Below are 21,521 nucleotides of genomic sequence, written 5' to 3' on the forward strand. Positions count from 1 at the left end.
TGCAAACTCCGAATACCGACGAGTACAGCTTGGGAGACAGAGCACCGGGTGCTAACGTCCGGACTCAAGAGGGAAACAACCCAGACCGCCAGCTAAGGTCCCTAAAATTGGCTAAGTGGGAAACGAAGTGGGAAGGCTAAAACAGTCAGGATGTTGGCTTAGAAGCAGCCATCATTTAAAGAAAGCGTAATAGCTCACTGATCGAGTCGTCCTGCGCGGAAGATGTAACGGGGCTAAGCCAGTTACCGAAGCTGCGGATTTGCAATTTATTGCAAGTGGTAGGAGAGCGTTCTGTAGGCCTGTGAAGGTGTCTGGTAACGGATGCTGGAGGTATCAGAAGTGCGAATGCTGACATGAGTAGCGTTAAAGGGGGTGAAAAGCCCCCTCGCCGTAAGCGCAAGGTTTTCTACGCAACGTTCATCGGCGTAGAGTGAGTCGGCCCCTAAGGCGAGGCAGAGATGCGTAGCTGATGGGAAACAGGTCAATATTCCTGTACCGATCAATAGTGCGATGTGGGGACGGAGAAGGTTAGCTCAGCCAACTGTTGGATATGTTGGTTCAAGCCTGTAGTCGTGCCTGGTAGGCAAATCCGCCGGGCTTAGATGAGGGGTGATAACGAGTCTGCTTGCAGACGAAGTGAGTGATACCCTGCTTCCAGGAAAAGCCACTAAGCTTCAGCTATTGACGACCGTACCGCAAACCGACACTGGTGCGCGAGATGAGTATTCTAAGGCGCTTGAGAGAACTCAGGAGAAGGAACTCGGCAAATTGATACCGTAACTTCGGGAGAAGGTATGCCCCAAGTAGGTGAACCTGTACAAGGCGAGCCCAACGGGGTTGCAAAAAATCGGTGGCTGCGACTGTTTAATAAAAACACAGCACTCTGCAAACACGAAAGTGGACGTATAGGGTGTGACGCCTGCCCGGTGCTGGAAGATTAAATGATGGGGTGCAAGCTCTTGATTGAAGTCCCAGTAAACGGCGGCCGTAACTATAACGGTCCTAAGGTAGCGAAATTCCTTGTCGGGTAAGTTCCGACCTGCACGAATGGCGTAACGATGGCCACACTGTCTCCTCCTGAGACTCAGCGAAGTTGAAATGTTTGTGATGATGCAATCTCCCCGCGGAAAGACGGAAAGACCCCATGAACCTTTACTGTAGCTTTGTATTGGACTTTGAACAGATCTGTGTAGGATAGGTGGGAGGCTTTGAAGTGAGGTCGCTAGATCTCATGGAGCCAACGTTGAAATACCACCCTGGTGTGTTTGAGGTTCTAACCTAGGTCCATTATCTGGATCGGGGACAGTGCATGGTAGGCAGTTTGACTGGGGCGGTCTCCTCCCAAAGCGTAACGGAGGAGTTCGAAGGTACGCTAGTTACGGTCGGACATCGTGACGATAGTGCAATGGCATAAGCGTGCTTAACTGCGAGACTGACAAGTCGAGCAGATGCGAAAGCAGGACATAGTGATCCGGTGGTTCTGTATGGAAGGGCCATCGCTCAACGGATAAAAGGTACTCTGGGGATAACAGGCTGATACCGCCCAAGAGTTCATATCGACGGCGGTGTTTGGCACCTCGATGTCGGCTCATCTCATCCTGGGGCTGTAGCCGGTCCCAAGGGTATGGCTGTTCGCCATTTAAAGAGGTACGTGAGCTGGGTTTAAAACGTCGTGAGACAGTTTGGTCCCTATCTTCCGTGGGCGCTGCAGATTTGAGGAAGCCTGCTCCTAGTACGAGAGGACCGGAGTGGACACACCTCTGGTGTATCGGTTGTCACGCCAGTGGCATTGCCGAGTAGCTAAGTGTGGAAGAGATAACCGCTGAAAGCATCTAAGCGGGAAACTCGTTTCAAGATGAGATCTGCCGGGGCCTTGAGCCCCCTAAAGAGTCGTTCAAGACCAGGACGTTGATAGGTCAGGTGTGGAAGCGCAGTAATGCGTTAAGCTAACTGATACTAATTGCTCGTGCGGCTTGACCCTATAACTTTGATTGCCAACGCAAGTGATTGCGATAAGCTCAAAGATTGTTATGCCAAGTTGACGCAGTCAAAAGACACAAAAATCTGATTCCAAACTCTATGAATTCGTTGTGTTGCTCCCAGAGCAGCCCGACACCAAGTTATGCCTGATGACCATAGCAAGTTGGTACCACTCCTTCCCATCCCGAACAGGACAGTGAAACGACTTTGCGCCGATGATAGTGCGGGTTCCCGTGTGAAAGTAGGTCATCGTCAGGCTCTTACAGCCCAAACCGCCCTTCTGCTCGTTCGAGTAGAAGGGCGTTTTGCTTTGCGGGTCTGAAAAGTGAATCAGCAATTAGTTCTACTGGTTCATGTGATCGCGTTCTGAAGATTGAGGCAGCGCGTGTCTGCCTGATGGGGACCTTCCCCCCGCTCAGCTCTCCAGCCTTCTTCCTTCCGAAAACACCAGCAGCTCTCCAGGCTCGAATGCCGTCCACGTTTCGTTCGTCGTCAGCGGGCTCGTCACAATGACCGCAACCCGGTCGCTCGCGCCCGTGTACGCAGATGCTGCGAGCGTGATGTTCAGAAGTCTCTTGATGCGTTAGGATTACTGAAATGACGTTAACGTAAACGTCATAGTGAAATCTCCAGCGTTCGACGAGAACAACGATATCGTCCCTGCGATAGAGCTCTTGAAACACCCCATGGCCACCAGTTACACCATCAGTGATCTTGCGAAAGAGTTCGACCTTACGACGCGCGCCATCCGCTTCTACGAAGACATGGGATTACTGCAGCCAGACAGGGCGGGGGCTGGGGGCCGAAACCGTGTCTACAGCGCACGTGATCGCACTCGCTTGCGACTGACACTTAGGGCGAAACGGCTCGGCCTTTCGCTGACTGAGGCGAAAGAGATCATTGATCTGTACGACAGCCCGCGGGACACGGGGGTTCAGCTGCGCAAGTTCCTCGACGTCCTGACGCTGCATCGCAAGCAGATCGAGGAGCAGATGGCCGACCTGCAGGCCAATCTGGAAGAAGTGCTGGAGCACGAACAGGAAGCACGAGCGCTGTTGCTAAACATCGATAGCAAAAAATGACCGATAATTGACGTTTACGTCAACGTAAACGTCAACGTCATTTTCCACGGAGTCCATGAGCCATGACAGCGCAGATAGGCGTCACAGGGCCGGCGTTCGAGCCCCGATGCGCCCACTACCAAGAGCGCGTACGCGACAGCTTCGCGCGCCAAGGCGCAATGCACACTCTCGGCGCGCGCCTGAGCGCCGTAATGCCTGGTTCGGTGGACATCACCCTCGGCTGGGCCTCCGGGCTTACGCAGCAGCATGGATTCCTTCACGCCGGAATGGTGGCCACGGCGCTGGATTCCGCTTGCGGGTATGCGGGCTTCACATTGATGAGCGAAGACAGCGCGGTGCTGACCATCGAATTCAAGATCAACTTGCTGGCGCCCGCCCAAGGCGAGCGATTCCGCATGGAAGGGCGTGTAATCAAACCCGGGCGAACGATCACGGTGTGTGAAGGCAGAGCCTATGCGCTTGATGCCAGCAGTGAAAAATTGATCGCAACGATGGGCAGCACGCTAATGGCAGTCAGTGGGCGTGATGGCCTCCAAGGCTGACTGGAAAGCGTGTTCCAGCAGTGCGCCGCACAACATACCTCGTCGTCCCACGCTTCAGCCTTTGATCTGACAGATATCCCTATCGGCTCATCGTCCTGCGCCGTCCCATTCATCCTTCACATTTCGTTAGAGGAGACACCATGAGCATCCCTGCCAACATCCCGGGCTTGAACTTTCAGCTGGGCGAGGACATCGACGCGTTGCGCGACGCTGTGCGTGACTTTGCACAGGCCGAGATCGCTCCGCGTGCTGCGGACATCGACCGCAATGACCAGTTCCCCATGGACCTGTGGGAGAAGATGGGCGAGCTGGGCGTACTGGGCATCACGGTTCCAGAGTCCTACGGCGGCGCTGCCATGGGATACCTCGCGCATATGGTGGCCATGGAAGAGATTTCGCGCGCGAGCGCATCCGTGGGCCTGTCTTACGGCGCCCACAGCAATCTGTGCGTGAACCAGATCAACCGCAACGGCACCGAGGCTCAGAAGCAGAAGTACCTTGCCAAGCTCATCAGTGGCGAGCATGTTGGCGCACTGGCCATGAGCGAACCTGGCGCGGGTTCGGACGTCATCAGCATGAAGCTCAAGGCCGAGGACAAGGGAGGGTACTACCTTCTCAACGGCAGCAAGATGTGGATCACCAACGGGCCGGACGCAGACACACTGGTGGTCTATGCCAAGACCGAGCCTGAACTGGGTGCGCGTGGCGTGACCGCTTTCCTGATCGAAAAGGGCATGCCGGGTTTCAGCATTGCACAAAAGCTCGACAAGCTCGGGATGCGCGGCAGCCACACGGGCGAACTGGTGTTCAACAACGTAGAAGTGCCTGCGGCGAATATTCTCGGCGGGCTCAATCAGGGCGCCAAGGTGCTGATGAGCGGGCTGGACTACGAGCGTGCGGTGCTCACCGGTGGCCCCCTGGGCATCATGCAGTCGGTGATGGACAACGTCATCCCTTACATTCACGACCGCAAGCAGTTCGGCCAGAGCATCGGCGAATTCCAGCTCATCCAGGGCAAAGTGGCTGACATGTACACCGTGCTGCAGGCCGGGCGGTCCTTCGCATACACGGTGGCCAAGAACCTCGACATGCTAGGCACGGACCACGTGCGCCAGGTCCGCAAGGACTGCGCCAGCGTCATCCTCTGGTGCGCCGAAAAGGCGACCTGGATGGCAGGCGAGGGTGTGCAGATTTTTGGTGGCAATGGCTACATCAACGAGTATCCGCTGGGTCGCCTCTGGCGCGACGCAAAGCTGTACGAGATTGGCGCGGGCACCAGCGAGATCCGCCGCATGCTGATCGGACGTGAGCTGTTTGCCGAAACCTGCTGACACATAGCGTTGCCCCGCGCATTTCAAGGAAGCCATGTCCACATCGATCGAAGACCTGTTTGTTCACAACCGCAGCTGGGCAGCCCAGATGGAGCTTGAACGCCCCGGGTTCTTCACGGCGCTGCTGGCCCAGCAAACGCCCCGGTACATGTGGATAGGCTGTTCTGACAGCCGCGTCCCCGCCAACCAGATCACCGGGCTGGAGCCGGGTGAAGTATTTGTGCACCGCAACGTCGCCAATGTGGTGGTGCCCACCGACCTGAATTGCCTGTCCACCATCCAGTACGCTGTCGACCAGCTCCAGGTCGAGCACCTGATGGTAGTGGGCCACTACGGCTGTGGCGGCGTGCTGGCCGCGCTGGACGGAAAGCGTGTGGGCCTGGCCGACAACTGGATCCGCCACGTCACCGACGTGCGCGACCGCCACCGCGACCTGCTGGCGTCCACTGACCCGCAGTGGCGCCATGACGTGCTTTGCGAGCTCAACGCCATCGAACAGGTGGTCAACGTGGCGCAGACCACCGTCATGCTGGACGCCTGGGGGCGCGGCCAGAAGGTCACGCTGCATGGCTGGTGCTATGGGCTCAAGGACGGCCTGATCAACAACCTGCACATGAGCGTGGACAGCACCGAAGGGCTCGACTCACTCTACCGTGCAGCCATCGCTGGCGTCGCTGCGGTGCGTCGGCAGTAGTAGCTAGCCACCCCGGCTCTTGCAAGGCGCAACCTCCATGTTTCCGCAAAGGCTGGACGCCCCCGAGGCCTATGCCATCGCCAAGGCGATGATGGACGGCTTCAACCGCCACTACCGGTTATTCCGGACAGAGTCGGCGCGCGCCAAGCACCGCTTCGAAACAGCGGACTGGCACGGCCAGCAGCGGGCCCAGCGCGAACGTATCGAGTTCTACGACTTGCGCGTCAAGGAATGCGTGCGCCGGCTGGAGAAGGAGTTCCGTGCGGGTACGCAGCCGATGGACGTATGGCACCAGACCAAGCTCCACTACATCGGCCTGCTGGTCAACCACCGGCAGCCCGAGCTGGCCGAGACCTTCTTCAACTCGGTCACCACCAAGATCCTGCACCGCACGCACTTCCACAACGATTTCATCTTCGTGCGGCCAGCCGTCAGTACCGAATACATCGAAAACGAGGAGCTGGCTGCGCGTCCCACGTACCGCGCCTACTATCCAGCCAAGGACGGTCTGCAAGGCACACTGCAGGCGATCCTTGAAAACTTCGAGCTGCAGCGGCCGTTTGCCGATCTGCCGCGCGATGCTGCGCTGGTTCTCGGCGCGCTGCGGCAGCGCCTTGACGGCACCCGCTTGCGCACCAACTTCCAGGTGCAGGTGCTCACCAGCCTGTTCTTTCGCAACAAGGGTGCGTATGTGGTGGGCAAGATCATCAATGGTTACGCCGAGCTGCCGTTTGCGCTGCCCATCCTGCATGGCGACGATGGCCTGCTGTACATCGATGCGGCATTGTTCGGCGAAGACGACCTGCAGATGCTGTTCAGCTTTGCGCGCGCGTACTTCATGGTCGACATGGAAATCCCCAGCGCCTACGTGCAGTTCTTGCGAAGCCTCATGCCGCGCAAGCCGCGGGCCGAGATCTACAACGCCCTGGGCCTGGCCAAGCAGGGCAAGACGCTGTTCTACCGCGACTTCCTCTACCACCTGCGCCACTCCAGCGACCGGTTTCGCATTGCGCCGGGCATCAAGGGCATGGTGATGCTGGTGTTTGATCTGCCAAGCTTTCCGTTCGTGTTCAAGCTCATCAAGGACCACTTCCCGCACCAGAAGGAGACCACGCGCGAGCAGGTCAAGGGCAAATACCTGCTGGTCAAGCAGCATGACCGCGTGGGGCGCATGGCCGATACGCTGGAGTACAGCGAGGTAGCCTTTCCGCGTGACCGTTTTGACGACGCCCTGATTGCCGAGATCGAGAAGTTCGCACCCAGCCAGCTGGAAATCAGTGACCGTGACGGCGACGGCCAGACTGAAGTCATCATCAAGCATCTTTACATCGAGCGGCGCATGATCCCGCTCAACCTCTACCTGCAGGAGGCCTTCGACGCAGGCCTGGCTGACCTTGCGGCGCACCGCCAGATGGAGCGCAGCGTCATTGAATACGGTAATGCCATCAAGGACCTGGTAGCCGCCAACATCTTCCCCGGCGACATGCTCTGGAAGAACTTTGGCATCACCCGCAACGGCAAGGTCGTGTTCTACGACTACGACGAAATCGAATACCTTACCGACTGCAACTTCCGCCGCGTGCCCACACCGCGCAACGAGGAAGAAGAGATGAGCGCCGACGTCTGGTACACCGTGGGCCCCCGTGACGTGTTTCCAGAAACCTTCGCCCCGTTCCTGCTGGGCAATGATGCCGTGCGCGAGGTCTTCCTGCAGCACCACGCCGACCTGCTGGACCCCGCTTTCTGGCAATCCCACAAGGAGCGCATCCTCGCCGGCCAGATGCTGGATGTGTTCCCGTATGACGCAGACCGTCGCTTCCCGCGCGGAAAGCGATCCTGAAGGCTTGAGGCTGCTGCGCCATCAACGCTTCCCCGAACCGCTCTCGAACCACACACCCATTCACTGCACAGGAGCCCTCCATGTCCACATCGCAACAAGACCCTATCGTCATCGTCGGCGCAGCCCGCACCCCCATGGGTTCGCTGCAGGGCGATTTTTCCAGCCTGACCGCGCACGACCTGGGCGGAGCCGCCATCAAGGCTGCCATCGAGCGCGCGGGTGTCGCGCCTGATGCCGTGGGCGAAGTGCTGTTCGGCAACTGCCTGATGGCCGGCCAGGGCCAGGCCCCCGCGCGCCAGGCCGCCTTCAAGGGCGGCCTGCCCAAGGGCGCCGGCGCTGTCACGCTCAGCAAAATGTGCGGCTCGGGCATGAAGGCCGCCATGATGGCGCACGACATGCTGCTGGCCGGCACGCATGATGTGATGGTGGCAGGCGGCATGGAGAGCATGACCAACGCGCCCTACCTGCTGCAAAAGGGGCGCGGCGGGTACCGCCTGGGCCACGACCGCATCTTTGACCACATGATGCTCGACGGCCTGGAAGACGCCTACGAAGCGGGCCGCTCCATGGGCACGTTCGGAGAAGACTGCGCCGCCAAATACCAGTTCACCCGCGAGCAGCAGGACGCCTTTGCCACCGCCAGCGTGCAGCGCGCCAAGGCCGCTACCGAGTCCGGCGCATTTGCTGCCGAGATCGTGCCCGTTACCGTCAAGACCCGTGCCGGCGAGACCGTCGTGTCGGTGGACGAAGGCCCCGGCAAGGTCAAGCTCGAGAAGATCGCTTCGCTCAAGCCGGCCTTCAAGAAGGACGGCACCATCACCGCCGCGTCCAGCTCCAGCATCAATGACGGCGCTGCCGCGCTGGTGCTGATGCGCGCGTCCACGGCCGCAAAGCTCGGCTGCAAGCCGCTGGCCCGCATCGTGAGCCACGCGACCCATGCGCAAGAGCCCGAATGGTTTGCCACCGCACCCCTGGGTGCCACGCAGAAGGCGCTGGCCAAGGCCGGCTGGCAGGTGGGCGACGTGCAGCTGTGGGAAATCAACGAAGCCTTTGCCGTGGTGCCGATGGCGCTGATGAAAGAGCTGGACCTGCCCCACGACAAGGTGAACGTGAATGGCGGCGCCTGCGCGCTCGGCCACCCTATCGGCGCCAGCGGCGCCCGCATCATGGTCACGCTGATCCATGCGCTCAAGGCCCGTGGCCTGACCAAGGGCCTGGCCACGCTGTGCATCGGCGGCGGCGAGGCCACCGCCGTGGCGCTCGAACTCGTCTGACGCCACCGTCCGCGGGCCTGCAGTGGCGCAGCGGGCCTGCCCGCGTGCAGGTCCCCACCTTTTCCTGCAGCATCTTCCAGGACTTCCATGACCTCTCACGCCGACATCGCCACGTTCTGGACCGCCTTTGCCGCGCAGGAGCCCAGCTGGCTCGACCTCTCGCCCGCCGACTGGGTAGAGCAGGCGAACGCCCTGGTCGAAACCCATCTGCCGGGTCTCGCGCTGGAGCTGATCGCCAGCCCCGACCGCGCCGGTGTGGACCTGATCGTCACCGCACAGGGCAGCCTCGAGCTGTTTCCGCTGGCCGCGCAGGTGGCAGCCGCCGCGCCGCCTCTGCGCGCCTACCGCGTGGCTGCGTTGCGTCCGCGCAGCACCGAGCCCGACTTTCCGCTGGGCATGGAGGGCTTCGAGATGTCCACCCGCGACGTGCTGGTCGCACTGCAACAGGATGGCGGCCAGGTGGCGCTGGAGCTGCGGCTGGTCTGCGCCGTGCCGTCCGGCTTTGAAGAGCATGCACAGCACATGGCTTTCATCATGGTGGACCATGTGCTGGGCGAATACGACTTTGCCGTGAAGGTAGGCGCGGTGGACTTTGTGGACGAGGGCCACCACGATCGCGATGCCACCTGGACCGCACTGGCCGACCTGCAACCCGCGTTCGACGCCTTCTGGCTGAACGCACTGGGCCGTACGGGCCTGTTCCCGGAAGGCGACGGGGCCTGGGATGCTCTGGAGCTGCAGTTCGACTGTGCCGTGGATGACGAGGGCAACGCGGTGGATGTCGATACCGACAGCGACGGGGAGGGCCGCGCAGAGACGGGTGCCGTGATGATCAACACCAGTGCCAACGCGGTGGCCATGCGCGCCGACCTGACCTGCGCGCTCACCCTCGACCTGGCGATACCGGATGCCGCTGCGCTGGCCGCGGCCCAGGCGCTGCATGACCAGGCTGCCACGCTGCTGCAGGTGCCGCAGCTGGGCATTCTGGTGCTCACCATGGTGCGGGCGGGCCGCCGGCAGGCGCTGTATTACGTGGCCGATGAAAAGCTGGCCCGGCAAACGCTGGCGCCGTTGCTGCTGCGACAGGAAGCCGCATCGCTGGAAGTGAAGTCTCGCTTCGACCCGGCATGGTCCGGTTACTTTGAGTACGCTGCCTACCTGATGTGAGCAGGTGCCCGTAACCGAAATTCAAGGCATAGCGATGATCGAAACACTGGCCCAGTTGCGCGCCCTGTATGCGGCACCCGCCGAGCGCGCTCGGAAAAAGCAGCAGCCCCGGCTAGACGCGCATTGCCAGCGCTTCATTGCCCTGTCGCCCTTTTGCGTGCTGGCCAGCGCCGGTGCTGCTCAGGGCGCGCTGCTGGACGCATCGCCTCGCGGTGGCGTTCCCGGCTTCGCGCGCACGCCAGACGCCCACACCGTGCTGCTGCCTGACGCCGGGGGCAACAACCGGCTCGATACGCTCACCAATCTGCTGGCCGATCCGCGCATCGGCATGCTGTTCATCATCCCCGGCGTGGACGAAACGCTGCGCGTGAACGGCACCGCCCGGCTGCGCGACGAAGCGGCGTTGACCGACCTGTTTGCCGCCACCGGCCAGCGCCCCCGCCTGGTGATCGAGGTGCGCGTGGCCGAGGCTTACTTGCACTGTTCCAAGGCATTCATGCGGTCGCGGCTGTGGCAGCCTGGCGCGCAGCAAGACCGCGCCGTGCTGCCCAGCATGAACCAGATGATCCACGACCAGCTGGGTCTGACCACTCCGCCTGAGACCGCGGCCGCCATGGCCGAGCGCTACCGGGCCCAGCTGGCGCTGGAGCAACAGCCCGGGACGCCACCATGATGGGCTTGTCACAATCCTATTGCTATGAAAATAATAGCAATGGGGGCAATTGATACCTGGACCAGAGGCTGATTTGATGCCAAAAAGACTGTCTGTACTCATCATCGGCGCCTCGCGCGGCATCGGGCTCGAGCTGGCCCGCCAGACGCTGGCCGACGGCCACCGCGTCATCGCCACCGTACGCCACGATGCTGCGCGCGAGGCGCTGCAGGCGCTGGGCGCCGAAGTGCTCACGCTCGACGTGGCCAATCCCGCCAGCATCAGCGGCCTGGCCTGGCAACTCGACGGTGAAAAGCTCGACCAGGCCTGGTACGTGGCGGGGGTCATCCGCCGGCCCGATGCGCTCACGCCGCCCACGCAGCAGGACTTTGACGCCGTCATGCACACCAACGTGCTGGGCGCCATGCAGGCCCTGCCGCAGGTGGCCCCGCTGGTGGCCGAAGCGGGGGGCGTGTTTGCGTTCCTCTCGTCATCCATGTCGCAGATCGGCAGCGTGCCCGGCAGCGATGCGTGGCTGTACCGTACCAGCAAGGCCGCGCTGAACATGGCGGTGGCCGCGGCCCAGCACAGCTACCCCGGAGCGACGCTCATCACCATCGACCCCGGCTGGGTGCAGACCGACATGGGCGGCGGCAGTGCGCCGCTCTCGGTGCAGACCAGCGTGCACGGCCTGCGTAGCACCGTGGCTGGTGTCACCGCCGCCGACAAGGGCCGCCTGCTGCACCACGACGGCCGCCGCGCATCCCATTGGTAGCCCGCTTTTTTTGCCGAACAACGACTCTGGAGACACCCTCATGCTGCTGACCCAAGACCAGGAAATGATCCGCGACGCTGTGCGCGACTTCGCCCAGACCGAGCTGTGGCCCCACGCCGCCCGCTGGGACAAGGAACACCACTTCCCGAAAGACGCCCACCAGGGCCTGGCCGCGCTGGGCGCTTACGGCATCTGTGTGCCCGAAGAGTTCGGCGGCGCCAACCTTGATTACGTCACGCTCGCACTGGTGCTCGAAGAGATCGCTGCGGGCGACGGCGGCACCAGCACCGCCATCAGCGTGACCAACTGCCCTGTTAACGCCATCCTCCTGCGCTACGGCAATGCACAGCAAAAGCGCGACTGGCTCACGCCCCTGGCGCGCGGCGAAATGCTGGGCGCGTTCTGCCTGACCGAGCCGCATGTGGGCTCCGACGCCTCCGCCCTGCGCACCACCGCCGTCAAACAGGGCGACGAATACGTCATCAACGGCGTCAAGCAGTTCATCACCAGCGGCAAGAACGGCCATGTGGCCATCGTCATCGCCGTCACGGACAAAGGCGCGGGCAAGAAGGGCATGAGCGCCTTCCTCGTGCCCACCAGCAGCGCCGGCTACACGGTGGCGCGTTTGGAAGACAAGCTGGGCCAGCACAGCAGCGACACCGCGCAGATCAACTTCGACAACTGCCGCATCCCCGCCGAAAACCTGATCGGCGCGGAGGGCGAGGGTTACAAGATCGCCCTGGGCGCGCTCGAAGGCGGCCGCATCGGCATCGCCGCGCAAAGCCTGGGCATGGCGCGCAGCGCCTTTGACGTTGCGCTGGCGTATTCCAAGGACCGCCAGAGCTTTGGCACCGCCATCTTCAACCACCAGGCCGTGGGCTTTCGCCTGGCCGACTGCGCCACGCAGCTTGAAGCCGCGCGTCAGCTCATCTGGCACGCCGCCGCGCTGCGCGATGCTGGCCGCCCTTGCCTCAAGGAAGCCGCCATGGCCAAGCTGTTTGCCAGCGAGATCGCCGAGCAGGTGTGCAGCGCCGCCATCCAGACGCTGGGCGGATACGGCGTGGTGAGCGACTTCCCGGTGGAGCGCATCTACCGCGACGTGCGCGTGTGCCAGATCTACGAAGGCACCAGCGACGTACAGAAGATCATCATCCAGCGCGCGCTGGCTTGATAGAAACGCCGGTGAGGGGCATTACCACGCGCGGGGCCCGGGGCAGCCACACCAGCAGCGCTGCGCACGGCCGCCCAGACCGTCGGATTCTTTGCGCGCCATGGATGCTCGCCCTGCCCCTCGCGCGTGAACGGTAAAGATGCAACAGGCCGCCCTCGGGTGACCTGTTGCATTGCGTCATCGCCCTGCTGGTCGCCTGCGATGTCGGTACCGCCACCCGCGCCCTGCTCAGGCCGCGGCCAACCGGGCCTGTGCAGGGCGGCGGCCTGGTGCTGGCGTGCCGGGCACCACATGCTCCAGCTTGAAGCTCGCCACGGCGTTCACCAGGGTGTCCGATTGCTGCTTGAGGTGCGATGACGCTGCCGCCATCTCCTCCACCAGCGCGGCGTTCTGCTGGGTGGTCTGGTCAATCTGGCCCATGGCATCGCTCACCTGCCCGATGCCCGCGGTCTGCTCCGAGGCCGAGTGCCGGATTTCGCTCATCACGGTGGCCACATCGCGGATGCTGGTCACCACCTTGTTGATCGTCTCGCCAGCAGCCATGGCCAGGGTACTACCCTGGTTCACCCGCTCTGCGCTGGTGTGGATCAAGGTCTTGATCTCCCTGGCGGCGTCGGCCGAGCGGCTGGCCAGGGCGCGCACTTCGGTGGCCACCACGGCAAACCCGCGGCCTTGCTCGCCAGCGCGCGCTGCCTCCACCGCGGCGTTCAGCGCCAGGATGTTGGTCTGGAACGCGATCGAGTCGATCACGCCGATGATGTCGGCGATCTTCTGCGAGCTGGTCTGGATGTCCTTCATGGTCTCCACCATGCGCGCCATGGCTTCCCCACCCTCGTGGGCAATGGCCGACGCCCTGGTCGTCATCTGGTGGGCGCCGTCGGCACCTTCGGAGTTCTTCCCCACGGTGGCGGCCATCTGCTCCATCGATGCCGCGGTTTGCTCCAGCGAAGAGGCCTGCTCTTCCGTGCGTGCCGACAGGTCCTGCGTCCCTTGGGCAATCTGGCCGCTCGATGCCGCCACGGCCTCGGCGCTTTCGCGCACCATGTTCACCACCTGGTTCAGGCGGTTGCGCATGGTGTCCATGTTGGCCATCACGCTGCCGGTAGCAATGATGCGACCGTTCTGGTGGGTGAGGTCGCCCTCCGCGATACGCGTCGCTTCGAACGCCAGTTCGTGGGGTTCAGCACCGAGCACGCCCACGATCTTGCGCACGATCACCAGGGCTGCGGCCACCGGTGCAACCACGGCAAACAAACCCAGGCCCAGGAGCGTCGTCAGCGTCGTGGCATTGACCGAAGATGCGTCCGTGTAAGTGTCATTTGCCACCTTCACCTGCAGCTGGATCAGCGCATCCAGCGTCTTTTGCACTGGCGGCGAAAGCTTGCTGATGGCCTTGAATCCCGTGGCCGAGTCCTCAAATTTCTGGCTTCGCAGGGCCTCTGCCGTGGGCTTCTCGGCCTTGTCGCGATAGGTAGCCCATTCATCTTCCATTTGCTTGACGAGCTGTTTTTCATCTGGCGTGAGGAAGGTGGCGGAATATGCCTTCCAGATCTCGGTAGCGCGCTGGGTGTTCGTGTCGTATTCGGCCATCCGGCGCTGCACCAGTGCGGCATCCCGGCTTTCCTGGGCGTCCATCATGATGATGCGGTTGCGGGCGATCAGGTAGCGGATGTCACTCAGCTGCCCCAATGCCACGGTCCTGTCTTCGTAGATGGTCTGCATTGATTCATTCGACACCGTGAGGGCGCGGTACGAGAAAGCGATGCACAGCACCAGCAGCGTGATGACAAGGCCAAAACCGAGCATCAGGCGCTGCGCAGTAGACAGGGAAGAGCGTTGCATGGTGGGCCCTAAGTTGTAGCAATGTCAAATATATCAATTTGATCAATTGTGCGCAAGCGGTCTTCCACCAGTCGTTGCCATTCGCGGCATGTGTGCCAGAGGGGCGTCTGCAGGGCAGTCCATGAAATTCAATATTCATAGCGAAGCGGCCAATTTGGAATAAGTGCTAGAGCCCGTTTTTATCCATTTCCAGCCAGCGAATCAGCAGGTCCTGCAGGGTCTGGGGATCGACCGGCTTGTACAGCACCAGGTAGCCGTCGTCCTGCGCTTCGCGCAGCGAGGGTGTATCAATTTCGCCACTTACCATGGCTCCGCGTGCACCGGGGCAGCGTTCGAGCAAGGCGCGCAACGCAGTGAAGCCACTGCTGCCCTGACCTAGGTGTTCATCACACAGGACCACATCGGGCACGAACCCGGCGTCGAGGTGCTCCCATGCCTGTTGCAGGCCGCTGGCGGTGCGCACATGCAGGCCCCAGCCGTCCAGCAGTGCCATCCAGGCCTGCAGGACCTGGGGCTCGTCGTCCACCACCAGGCAACGTCCGCGCAAGCCAGGTGATGGCGTACCCGCCCGGTCAGGGGCCATCGGCACCACACGGGGAACGATATCTGCGGGCAGCGCCGCGGGCACAGCGATCCAGAAGCAAGAGCCCCGGCCAGAGCGCGAGCGCATGCCTTGCCGTGCGCCCATCAGAGCCACGCAACGCGCCACCACCGCAAGGCCCAGCCCGTGGCCGCCAGGCGCGTCTGCGTGGGCCGTCTCGCCGCGGTAGAAGGCCTCAAAGATGCGCGTCTGCTCCTGCTCGCCAACGCCTGTGCCCGTGTCCCACACGCCCAGGCACCACAGCCCGCCCCGCCGGCGTGCGGCTACCAGAACGCCGCCGTGCGCTGTGTAGCGCAGCGCGTTGTGCACCAGGTTGAACAGCGCCTGCCGCACCAGTGCCGGGTCGGCCCAGAGCAGGGCATCGGGCTGCGCGCGGCGCAGGCGCAGCGCCAGCCCGCGGGCCCGCGCGTCTTCGCCGAACTGCAGGCCCACTTCATCCAGCAGCTGCGCGATGGAAACCGCTGCAGGGCGCGCCTTCATGGTCCCGGACTCGATGCGTGACAGGTCCAGCAGCGTGTTGAACATGTGGTTCACCGAGCGCATGCTCAGGCGCCATTGCTGCAACAGCGGGGCCAGCCGGGCGTCATGCTGACCGTGCAACGCGATGGCTTCAGCCAGCAGGGCCATGGCGTGCACGGGCTGGCGCAGGTCATGCGCAGCTGCGCCCAGAAAATGGTTCTTTTCAGCCAGCGCCTCCAGTGCGGCACTGCTGGCCGCGCGGTAGCGGTCGGCCAGATCACGGCTGCGCTCTTCAAGCACCATCTGGCGCACGAAAAAGCGTTGCACGTTCAGCGAGCTCTGGTAGATGACGATGTTCATCACGACCGCCATGGGCAGCGCAAAGTACCAGTGGTCCGGGAACGCCCAGGGCATGAGCACCAGCCCGCAGGCCATGCCGACGTACTGGGCGCGGTACATCGGCAGGTTGGCGGTCATCTGCACCGCGTTGATGGCAGCAATGCCCATCAGCGTGACGTGCAGCAGCAGCATGAAGTCGTATGTGGCGCCGTCCATCGTCAGCGCCACCGTGGAGGCCAGCGCAAGCCCGTGGCACAGCGCAACCTTTTGCAGGCGCCGCTGCCAGGTGGCCAGCACATCGGCGGCCGTGCGTTCTGCCTGGTCTTGCAGGTAGCGCTGGTGCAGGCGGCGCACGCCCCACAGGGCAGGCACATACAGCGCACTCCATGCCAGAAGCCCCGCGGGGTTGCCGCCTTGCCATGCAAACAAAAGCGCGAACAGCATTCCAATGAAGGGCATTGCCAGCACACCGACCCGCAAGCGAGTGAAGGACGCGGTGAGCAGCCGCACTCGCCCTTCGTCGCTAGGAGTCTCTTTCTCGGGCGGGTCTGAAGCGGTGTCGGACACGGGCGTTGTCATGGTGGCATATTCTGGGTGCGCGCGAAGGCACCACTTGCCGGTCCGATGGCTTTGCAGCCCCTTCGGTCGGCAGCCATGGCTCAGTCTTCCGACTGCCGTGCGAGCCACTTCCGCAGCAGTGCATGCAGCGCCAACACATCCACCGGTTTGCTCAGCACCAGATAGCCCTGCGCCTGTGCGGCAGCCAGCTCGGGTGCGTCCAGTTCGCCGCTCACCATGGCACCGCGTGCGCGCGGGCAACGTTCCAGCAGAGCGCGCAATACGTCAAAGCCGCTATCGCCGCTGCGCAGGCGCTGGTCGCAGAAGATCGCGTCGGGCACAAAGCCTGCATCGAGGGCTGCCAGGGCCGCGGCTGCATCGCTGGCGGTACGGGTCTCCAGGCCCCAGCTGGCCATCATGGACGACCACGCGCGCAGCACATGGGGGTCATCGTCCACCACCAGGCACCGCCCAGTCAATGGGCTGAAGGGCGTGGAACTCGACGCTCCAGTGGCCTGATCCTGCGGCGTGTCTGGCGCTGCGGCCAGCAGCAGCCAGAAGCAGGAGCCGCGGTCGGGCCGCGAGCGCATTCCGTGCGACGCGCCCATCAGCTCTGCGCACCGCGCCACCACGGCCAGCCCAAGCCCGTGCCCCGCTTGGTGCAAGGGCGCAGTGTGGGCCGGGCGGTAAAAGGGCTCATAGATGCGGGCGTGGTCTTCCGGCGCCACGCCCAGGCCGGTGTCCCACACTTCCACGCACCAGCAGTTGCCGCGCCGGCGGGCCGCCAGCAGCAGGCCGCCGCGCCCGGTGTATCGCAAGGCGTTGTGTACCAGGTTCACCAGCGACTGGCGCAGCAGCACGGGGTCTGCCAGCACGGTGGCGCCCCCGGCCGGCACGCGCACCCGGAGCGCCAGGCCCAGCCCGGCGGCCTCCTCTCGGAAGAGCTGCGCCATGTCGCCCAGCAGGGGGGGCAGTGCGACGGGCACCAGGCGTTCAGGCAACGCCCGGTTTTCGATGCGCGACAGGTCCAGCAGCGCATTGAACATGAGGTGCACCGACTGCACGCTGTGGCGCAGGTCCTCCAGCGCGGGCGTGAGCGCAGGGTCGTGGTTGCGCTGGCGGATGGCCTCGATCTGAAAGCCCATGGCGTGCACTGGCTGGCGCAGGTCGTGGCTCGCAGTGCGCAAGAACAGGTTTTTGTCCGCCAGCGCGGCCTCGGCCTTTTCATGGGCCAGGCGCGCCTGCCGGGCCAGGTGGAGGCTTTCTTCTTCCAGTCGCACCTGCTGCACAAAAAAGTTGTTCGCCACCACTGCGTGGCGGTACAGCGCAATCAGCAGCAGCAGCGACACCGGAATGATGAAGCGCCAGGGCGAGGCATCGCCGCCCCCCGCATCGCCCGGGCCGTGCATGAGCGAAGGCCACTGCATCAGCACCACCGGCAGCACCACAGTGGCCACGCCCCAGCCCAGTCCGTACATGCGCAAAAACATGCCGACCGAGGGCAGCTGAAACGTGGCGTTGCCCACAATCACTACCGCCAGCGTCACATGCAGCAGCAGGATGAAGTCGTAGTGCGCCCGGCCCGGCGTAGCCACCACGATGGCGCCCAGCGCCGCCAGCCCCAGCGCGTGGATGAGGCTGGTGGCCCGTACACGGGGCCGCCATTGCGCCAGCCACTGTGCGTCGTCCTGCACCTGGGGTACCTGCCTGCTGTGGCGCAGCCGCCGCGCCTGATGCCACACGGCCAGCGCGGCCACCGTGTACAGCGCCGTCCACAGGCCCAGCCCCAGCGGATCGCGCCCCAGGCCCTGGAACCACATGGTGAGCGGCGCCCCCAGCAGCGGCATGGCGCAGATGCTGAGCACCAGCCGCTGGTGCGTGAGCTCCAGCATGCGCACATGGCCGCGCTCGCCCAGCTCGCTGCCGTCCAGCGGGCGCGGAAACCAGCGGCGCCAGAACGATGTGTCCATCACCGAATGCCCCGTGCAGGGCCATGGGCCGCCGCACGCGGCCGCGCTTCTTCCCTTGCCAGCGGTGCTGTGACCTGCACTCCGCCCGCTGCGCGGGGCGAGCCTGCCCACGGCAGGAATGCGCACAAAAAGGATGGCCCCCCCCGCATCTCAGTCGACCGGGGTCGGTGGCAGCACCAGCCGGCGCCCGCGCAGCTGCGTGATGGCTTCCACCCGCGTGCGGGCACCCAGGCGCTGCAGGATGGCGCTCATGTGTTCCTTGACAGTGCTTTCAGACAGGTCGAACTGCAGCGCGATCCGCTTGTTGGGCAGGCCCTGCAGCACCAGCGCCAGGACCTCGCCCTGACGCACCGAGAGCCCCAGTTCTGCGGGCGTCACGGGCATGTCGCGGCTGCGGGCAGGTTGCCCGTGGGCCGCGGCTGGCGGCATGAACCACGCCAGGCCACCCAGCAGCGCTTCCACTGCCTGCGCAAACACCTCTGGCGGCGCCTGCTTGTGGATGAAGCCGTGCGCCCCGGCCTGCCGCACCCGGTCTGCCACGGCGGGGTCGTCATCCCCGCTGATCACGGCCAGTGCCGTGCCGGGGCACAGGGCCCGCACCTGGGCCACCAGCTCCAGACTGGCGCCGTCGGACAGCCAGAAATCGATGAGCGCAATAGCCGGTGGGCCGCGCTCTGCGACCAGCGGTGCAAATTCCTGTGCGTGGCTCGCCACCACGACTTCCAGGTACGGCAGCCGCGCACGCAGGAATTCGGCAGCGCCGCGCGCCACCAGTGGGTGGTCGTCAAGAATCAGTGCATACGAAGACATGGCGTTACCGGTGGCGGGACGGTGCGGCCCGGAATGGGCCCTGTGAGCCAGGGCAAATTCTGCCAAGTGTGCCCCGGGGAGGGTGGCGCGCAAACCCTACCCCGGTAGGGTTACGCGCAGCATCATGCACTGCACAGAATCCGCCCTTCTTCACGACAAGGAGGTTTCTGTTCATGACCCATCCAAGAACGCCTGGCCGCGGGCGCCGCGCCCGGACCGCCTTCCGGTGGACGCCGGTGGCCGTGGCTGCCGTCCTGCTGGCCGGCTGCGGTGGCGGCGATGACGGCGGCAACGGCACCACACCACCCCCCTCGGCTGGCGCTTTCACCATTGGCGGCACGGTGGCTGGCCTGGGCAGCGGCAAGACGCTGACGCTGCAGAACAATGCGGGCGACGACCTGGCAGTCAGTGCCAACGGCTCGTTCGTCTTCGTCACCCGGCTCGACAGTGGCGTGGCGTATGCCGTCACGGTCAAGACGCAGCCGGCTGGCCAGCGCTGCGCCGTGGCGCAGGGCAGCGGCAGGGCCACGGCCAACGTGGTGGACGTGCAAGTGCGCTGCGAAAACCTGCCTGCTGCCACGTACACCGTGGGCGGCTCGGTGGCGGGCCTGGCGGGCGGCACCGTGGTGCTGCAGAACAATGGCGGCGATGACCTGGCGCTGGCCGGCAATGGTGGCTTCACCTTTGCCACGCCGCTGGCCGGTGGCGCGGCCTATGCCGTCAGCGTGCGCACGCAGCCTGCCGGGCAGGCCTGCACGGTGCGCAACGGCGCGGGCACGGTGTCTGCCGCCAACGTCGGTTCGGTCGAGGTGAGTTGCGGCACGGTGGTGGCGCTGCCCGAGGGCGACTGGAAGCAGGAGTTCTGCAGCCAGGTGCGGCCAGGCCAGTGGGGGCGCTCGCTGTGGCGCATCACGCGCCAGAGCGACACCCGTGTGACCGCACAGATCGGCGCAGCCACGTACAGCGACGCCAGCTGCTCGGGCGCCGGTGTGGTGGCCGGGCCGCTGAGCGATGTGGGCACGGTGGTGTTCGACCGCAATGGCAGCACGGCAACACTCACCGCGTTCTGGGGCTTGTGGACCCAGCCATCGGGGCTGACATCGCGCGCGGTGTGGGCACGCACGGGCTCGCGCCTGTGCATCGTGAGTGACCAGACCCCCACGGTGTTCCCGACCGCGGCCAGCGTGGAGAGCTATACCAACACCATCATCCCCAACAGGATCTGCTACACGCAGAACTGACAGCCGGCGCTCCTGCCCTGGCAGGTCCGACCGGCCAGGGTGGGGACAGCGGGGCATAGCTGCAGGGGATCGAGCCGCGCCGCGCTGGCGCGGTGGTGGTTCACCCGATGAAAGACGGTGTGACCCGCTCCCGGCCTGCCTGCGTCAGACCAGCGATGTTGATGGCTGCGCCGGGGCGAGGCCCCCCACCCGCAGCACCACCGTGCCCACCTTGCGCCGGCTTTCCACGCGGGCATGGGCCTGGCGAAACTCGGCCCAAGGGAATACGCTGTCGATGACGGGTATGAATTCGCCGCGAGCGGCCAGCGCAGCCAGTTCGGCCACATCGGACGCGCGCTCCTGCGCAGGCCCTGCCATCACGCGCAGCCCGCGCGAGCGGCCCAGCAAGGGCGCCCGCATGAGGTCGCCCAGACCTGCTGCCAGCAGCAGAAGGCGCCCGCCCGGGGCCAGCACGCCCAGCATGTCGTCGATCGGGAAAGTGCCCACGCAGTCCACCACCACGTCGTAGCGCTCGCCCAGCGCCGTGAAGTCATGCCGCGCCGGGTCGATGGTGTGAAGCGCACCCAGCCGTTGCATCAGAGGCGCATGGACGGCATTGCACACCGCCGTCACCCTTGCCCCCTGGTTGCGCGCCAGCTGCACCGCGGCCGAGCCCACCGTGCCGCTGGCGCCGATCACCAGCACATGCTCGCCCGCATTCAAACTGGCACGGCGGTAGTAGTGCAGCATGGTGCTGCCGCCAAAGCACAGCGCCGCTGCCTGCTCGCAACCGAGCTGGGGTGGCGTGGGCGCTACCGGCCCGTATTCGTCCATGCACAGGTATTCGGCATGGCAGCCCATGCGTGACCCTGTAAAGCCAAACACCCGGTCCCCCGGCCTGAAACGGCATGCCAGCACGCCGGTGTCTTCCACCACACCCGCAAATTCAGTGCCCAGCACCGGTTGCCGCGGCCGGCGCAGGCCCAGCGCAAGGCGGCCCAGCGGACCAAAGCCTGGAGGCAGATGCAGTGCGCGCACGCGCCAGTCGCCGCTGTTGACCGTGGTGGCCACCAGGCGCACCAGCAGCTCGTGGCTGCCGGGCCGGGGCATCGGGCGCTCTGCCCATTGCAGCGCCTCGGGCGTACCGTAGCGCGTGCACTCGATCACCTTCACGGTGGTACGGTGCTGCAAGAGGAGAGGGCCGAGCCGGTCAT

At 64.1% G+C, this 21,521-nt stretch carries 16 protein-coding genes, 2 rRNA genes and 1 pseudogene; 13 read left to right on the forward strand and 6 right to left on the reverse strand.

Annotated elements, in window-relative coordinates; translation table 11 throughout:
- Together ACTPOI_RS13265 and rrf are read left to right on the forward strand one after the other, a co-directional pair.
- A 23S ribosomal RNA gene (locus ACTPOI_RS13265) occupies positions 1-1,981 on the forward strand; the annotation flags it as partial.
- 144 nt (positions 1,982-2,125) lie between these two features.
- Positions 2,126-2,238, forward strand: a 5S ribosomal RNA gene (gene rrf, locus ACTPOI_RS13270).
- Positions 2,239-2,395: 157 nt separating this feature from the next.
- Here rrf and ACTPOI_RS13275 read toward each other — a convergent pair.
- Positions 2,396-2,518: pseudogene (locus ACTPOI_RS13275) on the reverse strand (class II glutamine amidotransferase); the annotation flags it as partial.
- A 148-nt stretch (positions 2,519-2,666) separates the two neighbouring features.
- Between ACTPOI_RS13275 and ACTPOI_RS13280 the strand changes: the two are divergent.
- From ACTPOI_RS13280 to ACTPOI_RS13325, 10 genes are all read left to right on the forward strand, one after another.
- Positions 2,667-3,062, forward strand: a complete 396-nt coding sequence (locus ACTPOI_RS13280) for a MerR family transcriptional regulator (protein ID WP_440109494.1) — start codon at positions 2,667-2,669, stop codon at positions 3,060-3,062.
- 62 nt (positions 3,063-3,124) lie between these two features.
- On the forward strand, positions 3,125-3,604 hold the full coding sequence (locus ACTPOI_RS13285) for a PaaI family thioesterase (RefSeq protein WP_440109496.1): 480 nt from the start codon (positions 3,125-3,127) through the stop codon (positions 3,602-3,604).
- 140 nt (positions 3,605-3,744) lie between these two features.
- A complete protein-coding gene (locus tag ACTPOI_RS13290; RefSeq protein ID WP_440109498.1) occupies positions 3,745-4,935 on the forward strand; it encodes an isovaleryl-CoA dehydrogenase in 1,191 nt (396 codons plus the stop codon).
- A gap of 34 nt (positions 4,936-4,969) precedes the next feature.
- Positions 4,970-5,629, forward strand: coding sequence for a carbonate dehydratase (gene can, locus ACTPOI_RS13295; RefSeq protein ID WP_440109500.1), 660 nt, complete (start codon positions 4,970-4,972; stop codon positions 5,627-5,629).
- Positions 5,630-5,666: 37 nt separating this feature from the next.
- Entirely contained in the window at positions 5,667-7,469 is a 1,803-nt protein-coding gene (gene aceK, locus ACTPOI_RS13300) for a bifunctional isocitrate dehydrogenase kinase/phosphatase (RefSeq protein ID WP_440109502.1), read from the forward strand.
- An 80-nt stretch (positions 7,470-7,549) separates the two neighbouring features.
- Positions 7,550-8,743: an acetyl-CoA C-acyltransferase gene (locus ACTPOI_RS13305; protein WP_440109504.1), complete on the forward strand. Its 1,194-nt coding sequence runs from the start codon at positions 7,550-7,552 to the stop codon at positions 8,741-8,743.
- Between the two features lie 87 nt (positions 8,744-8,830).
- Positions 8,831-9,910, forward strand: a complete 1,080-nt coding sequence (locus ACTPOI_RS13310) for a DUF695 domain-containing protein (RefSeq protein WP_440109506.1) — start codon at positions 8,831-8,833, stop codon at positions 9,908-9,910.
- 34 nt (positions 9,911-9,944) lie between these two features.
- On the forward strand, positions 9,945-10,583 hold the full coding sequence (locus tag ACTPOI_RS13315) for a pyridoxamine 5'-phosphate oxidase family protein (RefSeq protein WP_440109508.1): 639 nt from the start codon (positions 9,945-9,947) through the stop codon (positions 10,581-10,583).
- A 76-nt stretch (positions 10,584-10,659) separates the two neighbouring features.
- Positions 10,660-11,337 carry an SDR family oxidoreductase gene (locus tag ACTPOI_RS13320; RefSeq protein ID WP_440109510.1) on the forward strand — a complete coding sequence of 226 codons (678 nt, stop codon included), beginning with the start codon at positions 10,660-10,662 and terminating at the stop codon, positions 11,335-11,337.
- 40 nt (positions 11,338-11,377) lie between these two features.
- Positions 11,378-12,508, forward strand: coding sequence for an acyl-CoA dehydrogenase family protein (locus ACTPOI_RS13325; protein WP_440109512.1), 1,131 nt, complete (start codon positions 11,378-11,380; stop codon positions 12,506-12,508).
- 228 nt (positions 12,509-12,736) lie between these two features.
- Here the strand turns inward: ACTPOI_RS13325 and ACTPOI_RS13330 are convergent, their stop codons facing one another.
- The 4 genes from ACTPOI_RS13330 to ACTPOI_RS13345 form a co-directional block, all read right to left on the reverse strand.
- On the reverse strand, positions 12,737-14,350 hold the full coding sequence (locus tag ACTPOI_RS13330; protein ID WP_440109514.1) for a methyl-accepting chemotaxis protein: 1,614 nt from the start codon (positions 14,348-14,350) through the stop codon (positions 12,737-12,739).
- Positions 14,351-14,516: 166 nt separating this feature from the next.
- Positions 14,517-16,328 (reverse strand): ATP-binding response regulator, encoded by a 1,812-nt coding sequence (locus ACTPOI_RS13335; RefSeq protein WP_440109516.1) that lies wholly within the window; start codon positions 16,326-16,328, stop codon positions 14,517-14,519.
- 80 nt (positions 16,329-16,408) lie between these two features.
- On the reverse strand, positions 16,409-18,277 hold the full coding sequence (locus ACTPOI_RS13340; RefSeq protein WP_440109519.1) for an ATP-binding protein: 1,869 nt from the start codon (positions 18,275-18,277) through the stop codon (positions 16,409-16,411).
- Between the two features lie 150 nt (positions 18,278-18,427).
- Positions 18,428-19,087, reverse strand: coding sequence for a LuxR C-terminal-related transcriptional regulator (locus tag ACTPOI_RS13345; RefSeq protein ID WP_440109521.1), 660 nt, complete (start codon positions 19,085-19,087; stop codon positions 18,428-18,430).
- A 173-nt stretch (positions 19,088-19,260) separates the two neighbouring features.
- Between ACTPOI_RS13345 and ACTPOI_RS13350 the strand changes: the two genes are divergently transcribed.
- Positions 19,261-20,328, forward strand: a complete 1,068-nt coding sequence (locus ACTPOI_RS13350) for a hypothetical protein (RefSeq protein ID WP_440109523.1) — start codon at positions 19,261-19,263, stop codon at positions 20,326-20,328.
- 144 nt (positions 20,329-20,472) lie between these two features.
- On the opposite strand, the gene ACTPOI_RS13355 is transcribed toward ACTPOI_RS13350, so the two are convergent.
- Positions 20,473-21,498 (reverse strand): NAD(P)-dependent alcohol dehydrogenase, encoded by a 1,026-nt coding sequence (locus tag ACTPOI_RS13355; RefSeq protein ID WP_440109525.1) that lies wholly within the window; start codon positions 21,496-21,498, stop codon positions 20,473-20,475.
- Between the last annotated feature and the right edge of the window lie 23 nt (positions 21,499-21,521).

The sequence above is a fragment of the Acidovorax sp. BL-A-41-H1 genome (assembly GCF_051942715.1).

What these genes read in the sequence shown, in the direction of transcription:
- ACTPOI_RS13310 (WP_440109506.1), top strand. Translation starts at nt 8,831, where the DNA reads ATGACCTCTCACGCCGACATCGCCACGTTCTGGACCGCCTTTGCCGCG.
- ACTPOI_RS13340 (WP_440109519.1), bottom strand. Translation starts at nt 18,277, where the DNA reads ATGGACACATCGTTCTGGCGCCGCTGGTTTCCGCGCCCGCTGGACGGC.
- ACTPOI_RS13345 (WP_440109521.1), bottom strand. Translation starts at nt 19,087, where the DNA reads ATGTCTTCGTATGCACTGATTCTTGACGACCACCCACTGGTGGCGCGC.
- ACTPOI_RS13325 (WP_440109512.1), top strand. Translation starts at nt 11,378, where the DNA reads ATGCTGCTGACCCAAGACCAGGAAATGATCCGCGACGCTGTGCGCGAC.
- can (WP_440109500.1), top strand. Translation starts at nt 4,970, where the DNA reads ATGTCCACATCGATCGAAGACCTGTTTGTTCACAACCGCAGCTGGGCA.
- ACTPOI_RS13320 (WP_440109510.1), top strand. Translation starts at nt 10,660, where the DNA reads ATGCCAAAAAGACTGTCTGTACTCATCATCGGCGCCTCGCGCGGCATC.
- ACTPOI_RS13335 (WP_440109516.1), bottom strand. Translation starts at nt 16,328, where the DNA reads ATGACAACGCCCGTGTCCGACACCGCTTCAGACCCGCCCGAGAAAGAG.
- ACTPOI_RS13305 (WP_440109504.1), top strand. Translation starts at nt 7,550, where the DNA reads ATGTCCACATCGCAACAAGACCCTATCGTCATCGTCGGCGCAGCCCGC.
- ACTPOI_RS13280 (WP_440109494.1), top strand. Translation starts at nt 2,667, where the DNA reads ATGGCCACCAGTTACACCATCAGTGATCTTGCGAAAGAGTTCGACCTT.
- ACTPOI_RS13350 (WP_440109523.1), top strand. Translation starts at nt 19,261, where the DNA reads ATGACCCATCCAAGAACGCCTGGCCGCGGGCGCCGCGCCCGGACCGCC.
- ACTPOI_RS13285 (WP_440109496.1), top strand. Translation starts at nt 3,125, where the DNA reads ATGACAGCGCAGATAGGCGTCACAGGGCCGGCGTTCGAGCCCCGATGC.
- ACTPOI_RS13330 (WP_440109514.1), bottom strand. Translation starts at nt 14,350, where the DNA reads ATGCAACGCTCTTCCCTGTCTACTGCGCAGCGCCTGATGCTCGGTTTT.
- ACTPOI_RS13290 (WP_440109498.1), top strand. Translation starts at nt 3,745, where the DNA reads ATGAGCATCCCTGCCAACATCCCGGGCTTGAACTTTCAGCTGGGCGAG.
- aceK (WP_440109502.1), top strand. Translation starts at nt 5,667, where the DNA reads ATGTTTCCGCAAAGGCTGGACGCCCCCGAGGCCTATGCCATCGCCAAG.
- ACTPOI_RS13315 (WP_440109508.1), top strand. Translation starts at nt 9,945, where the DNA reads ATGATCGAAACACTGGCCCAGTTGCGCGCCCTGTATGCGGCACCCGCC.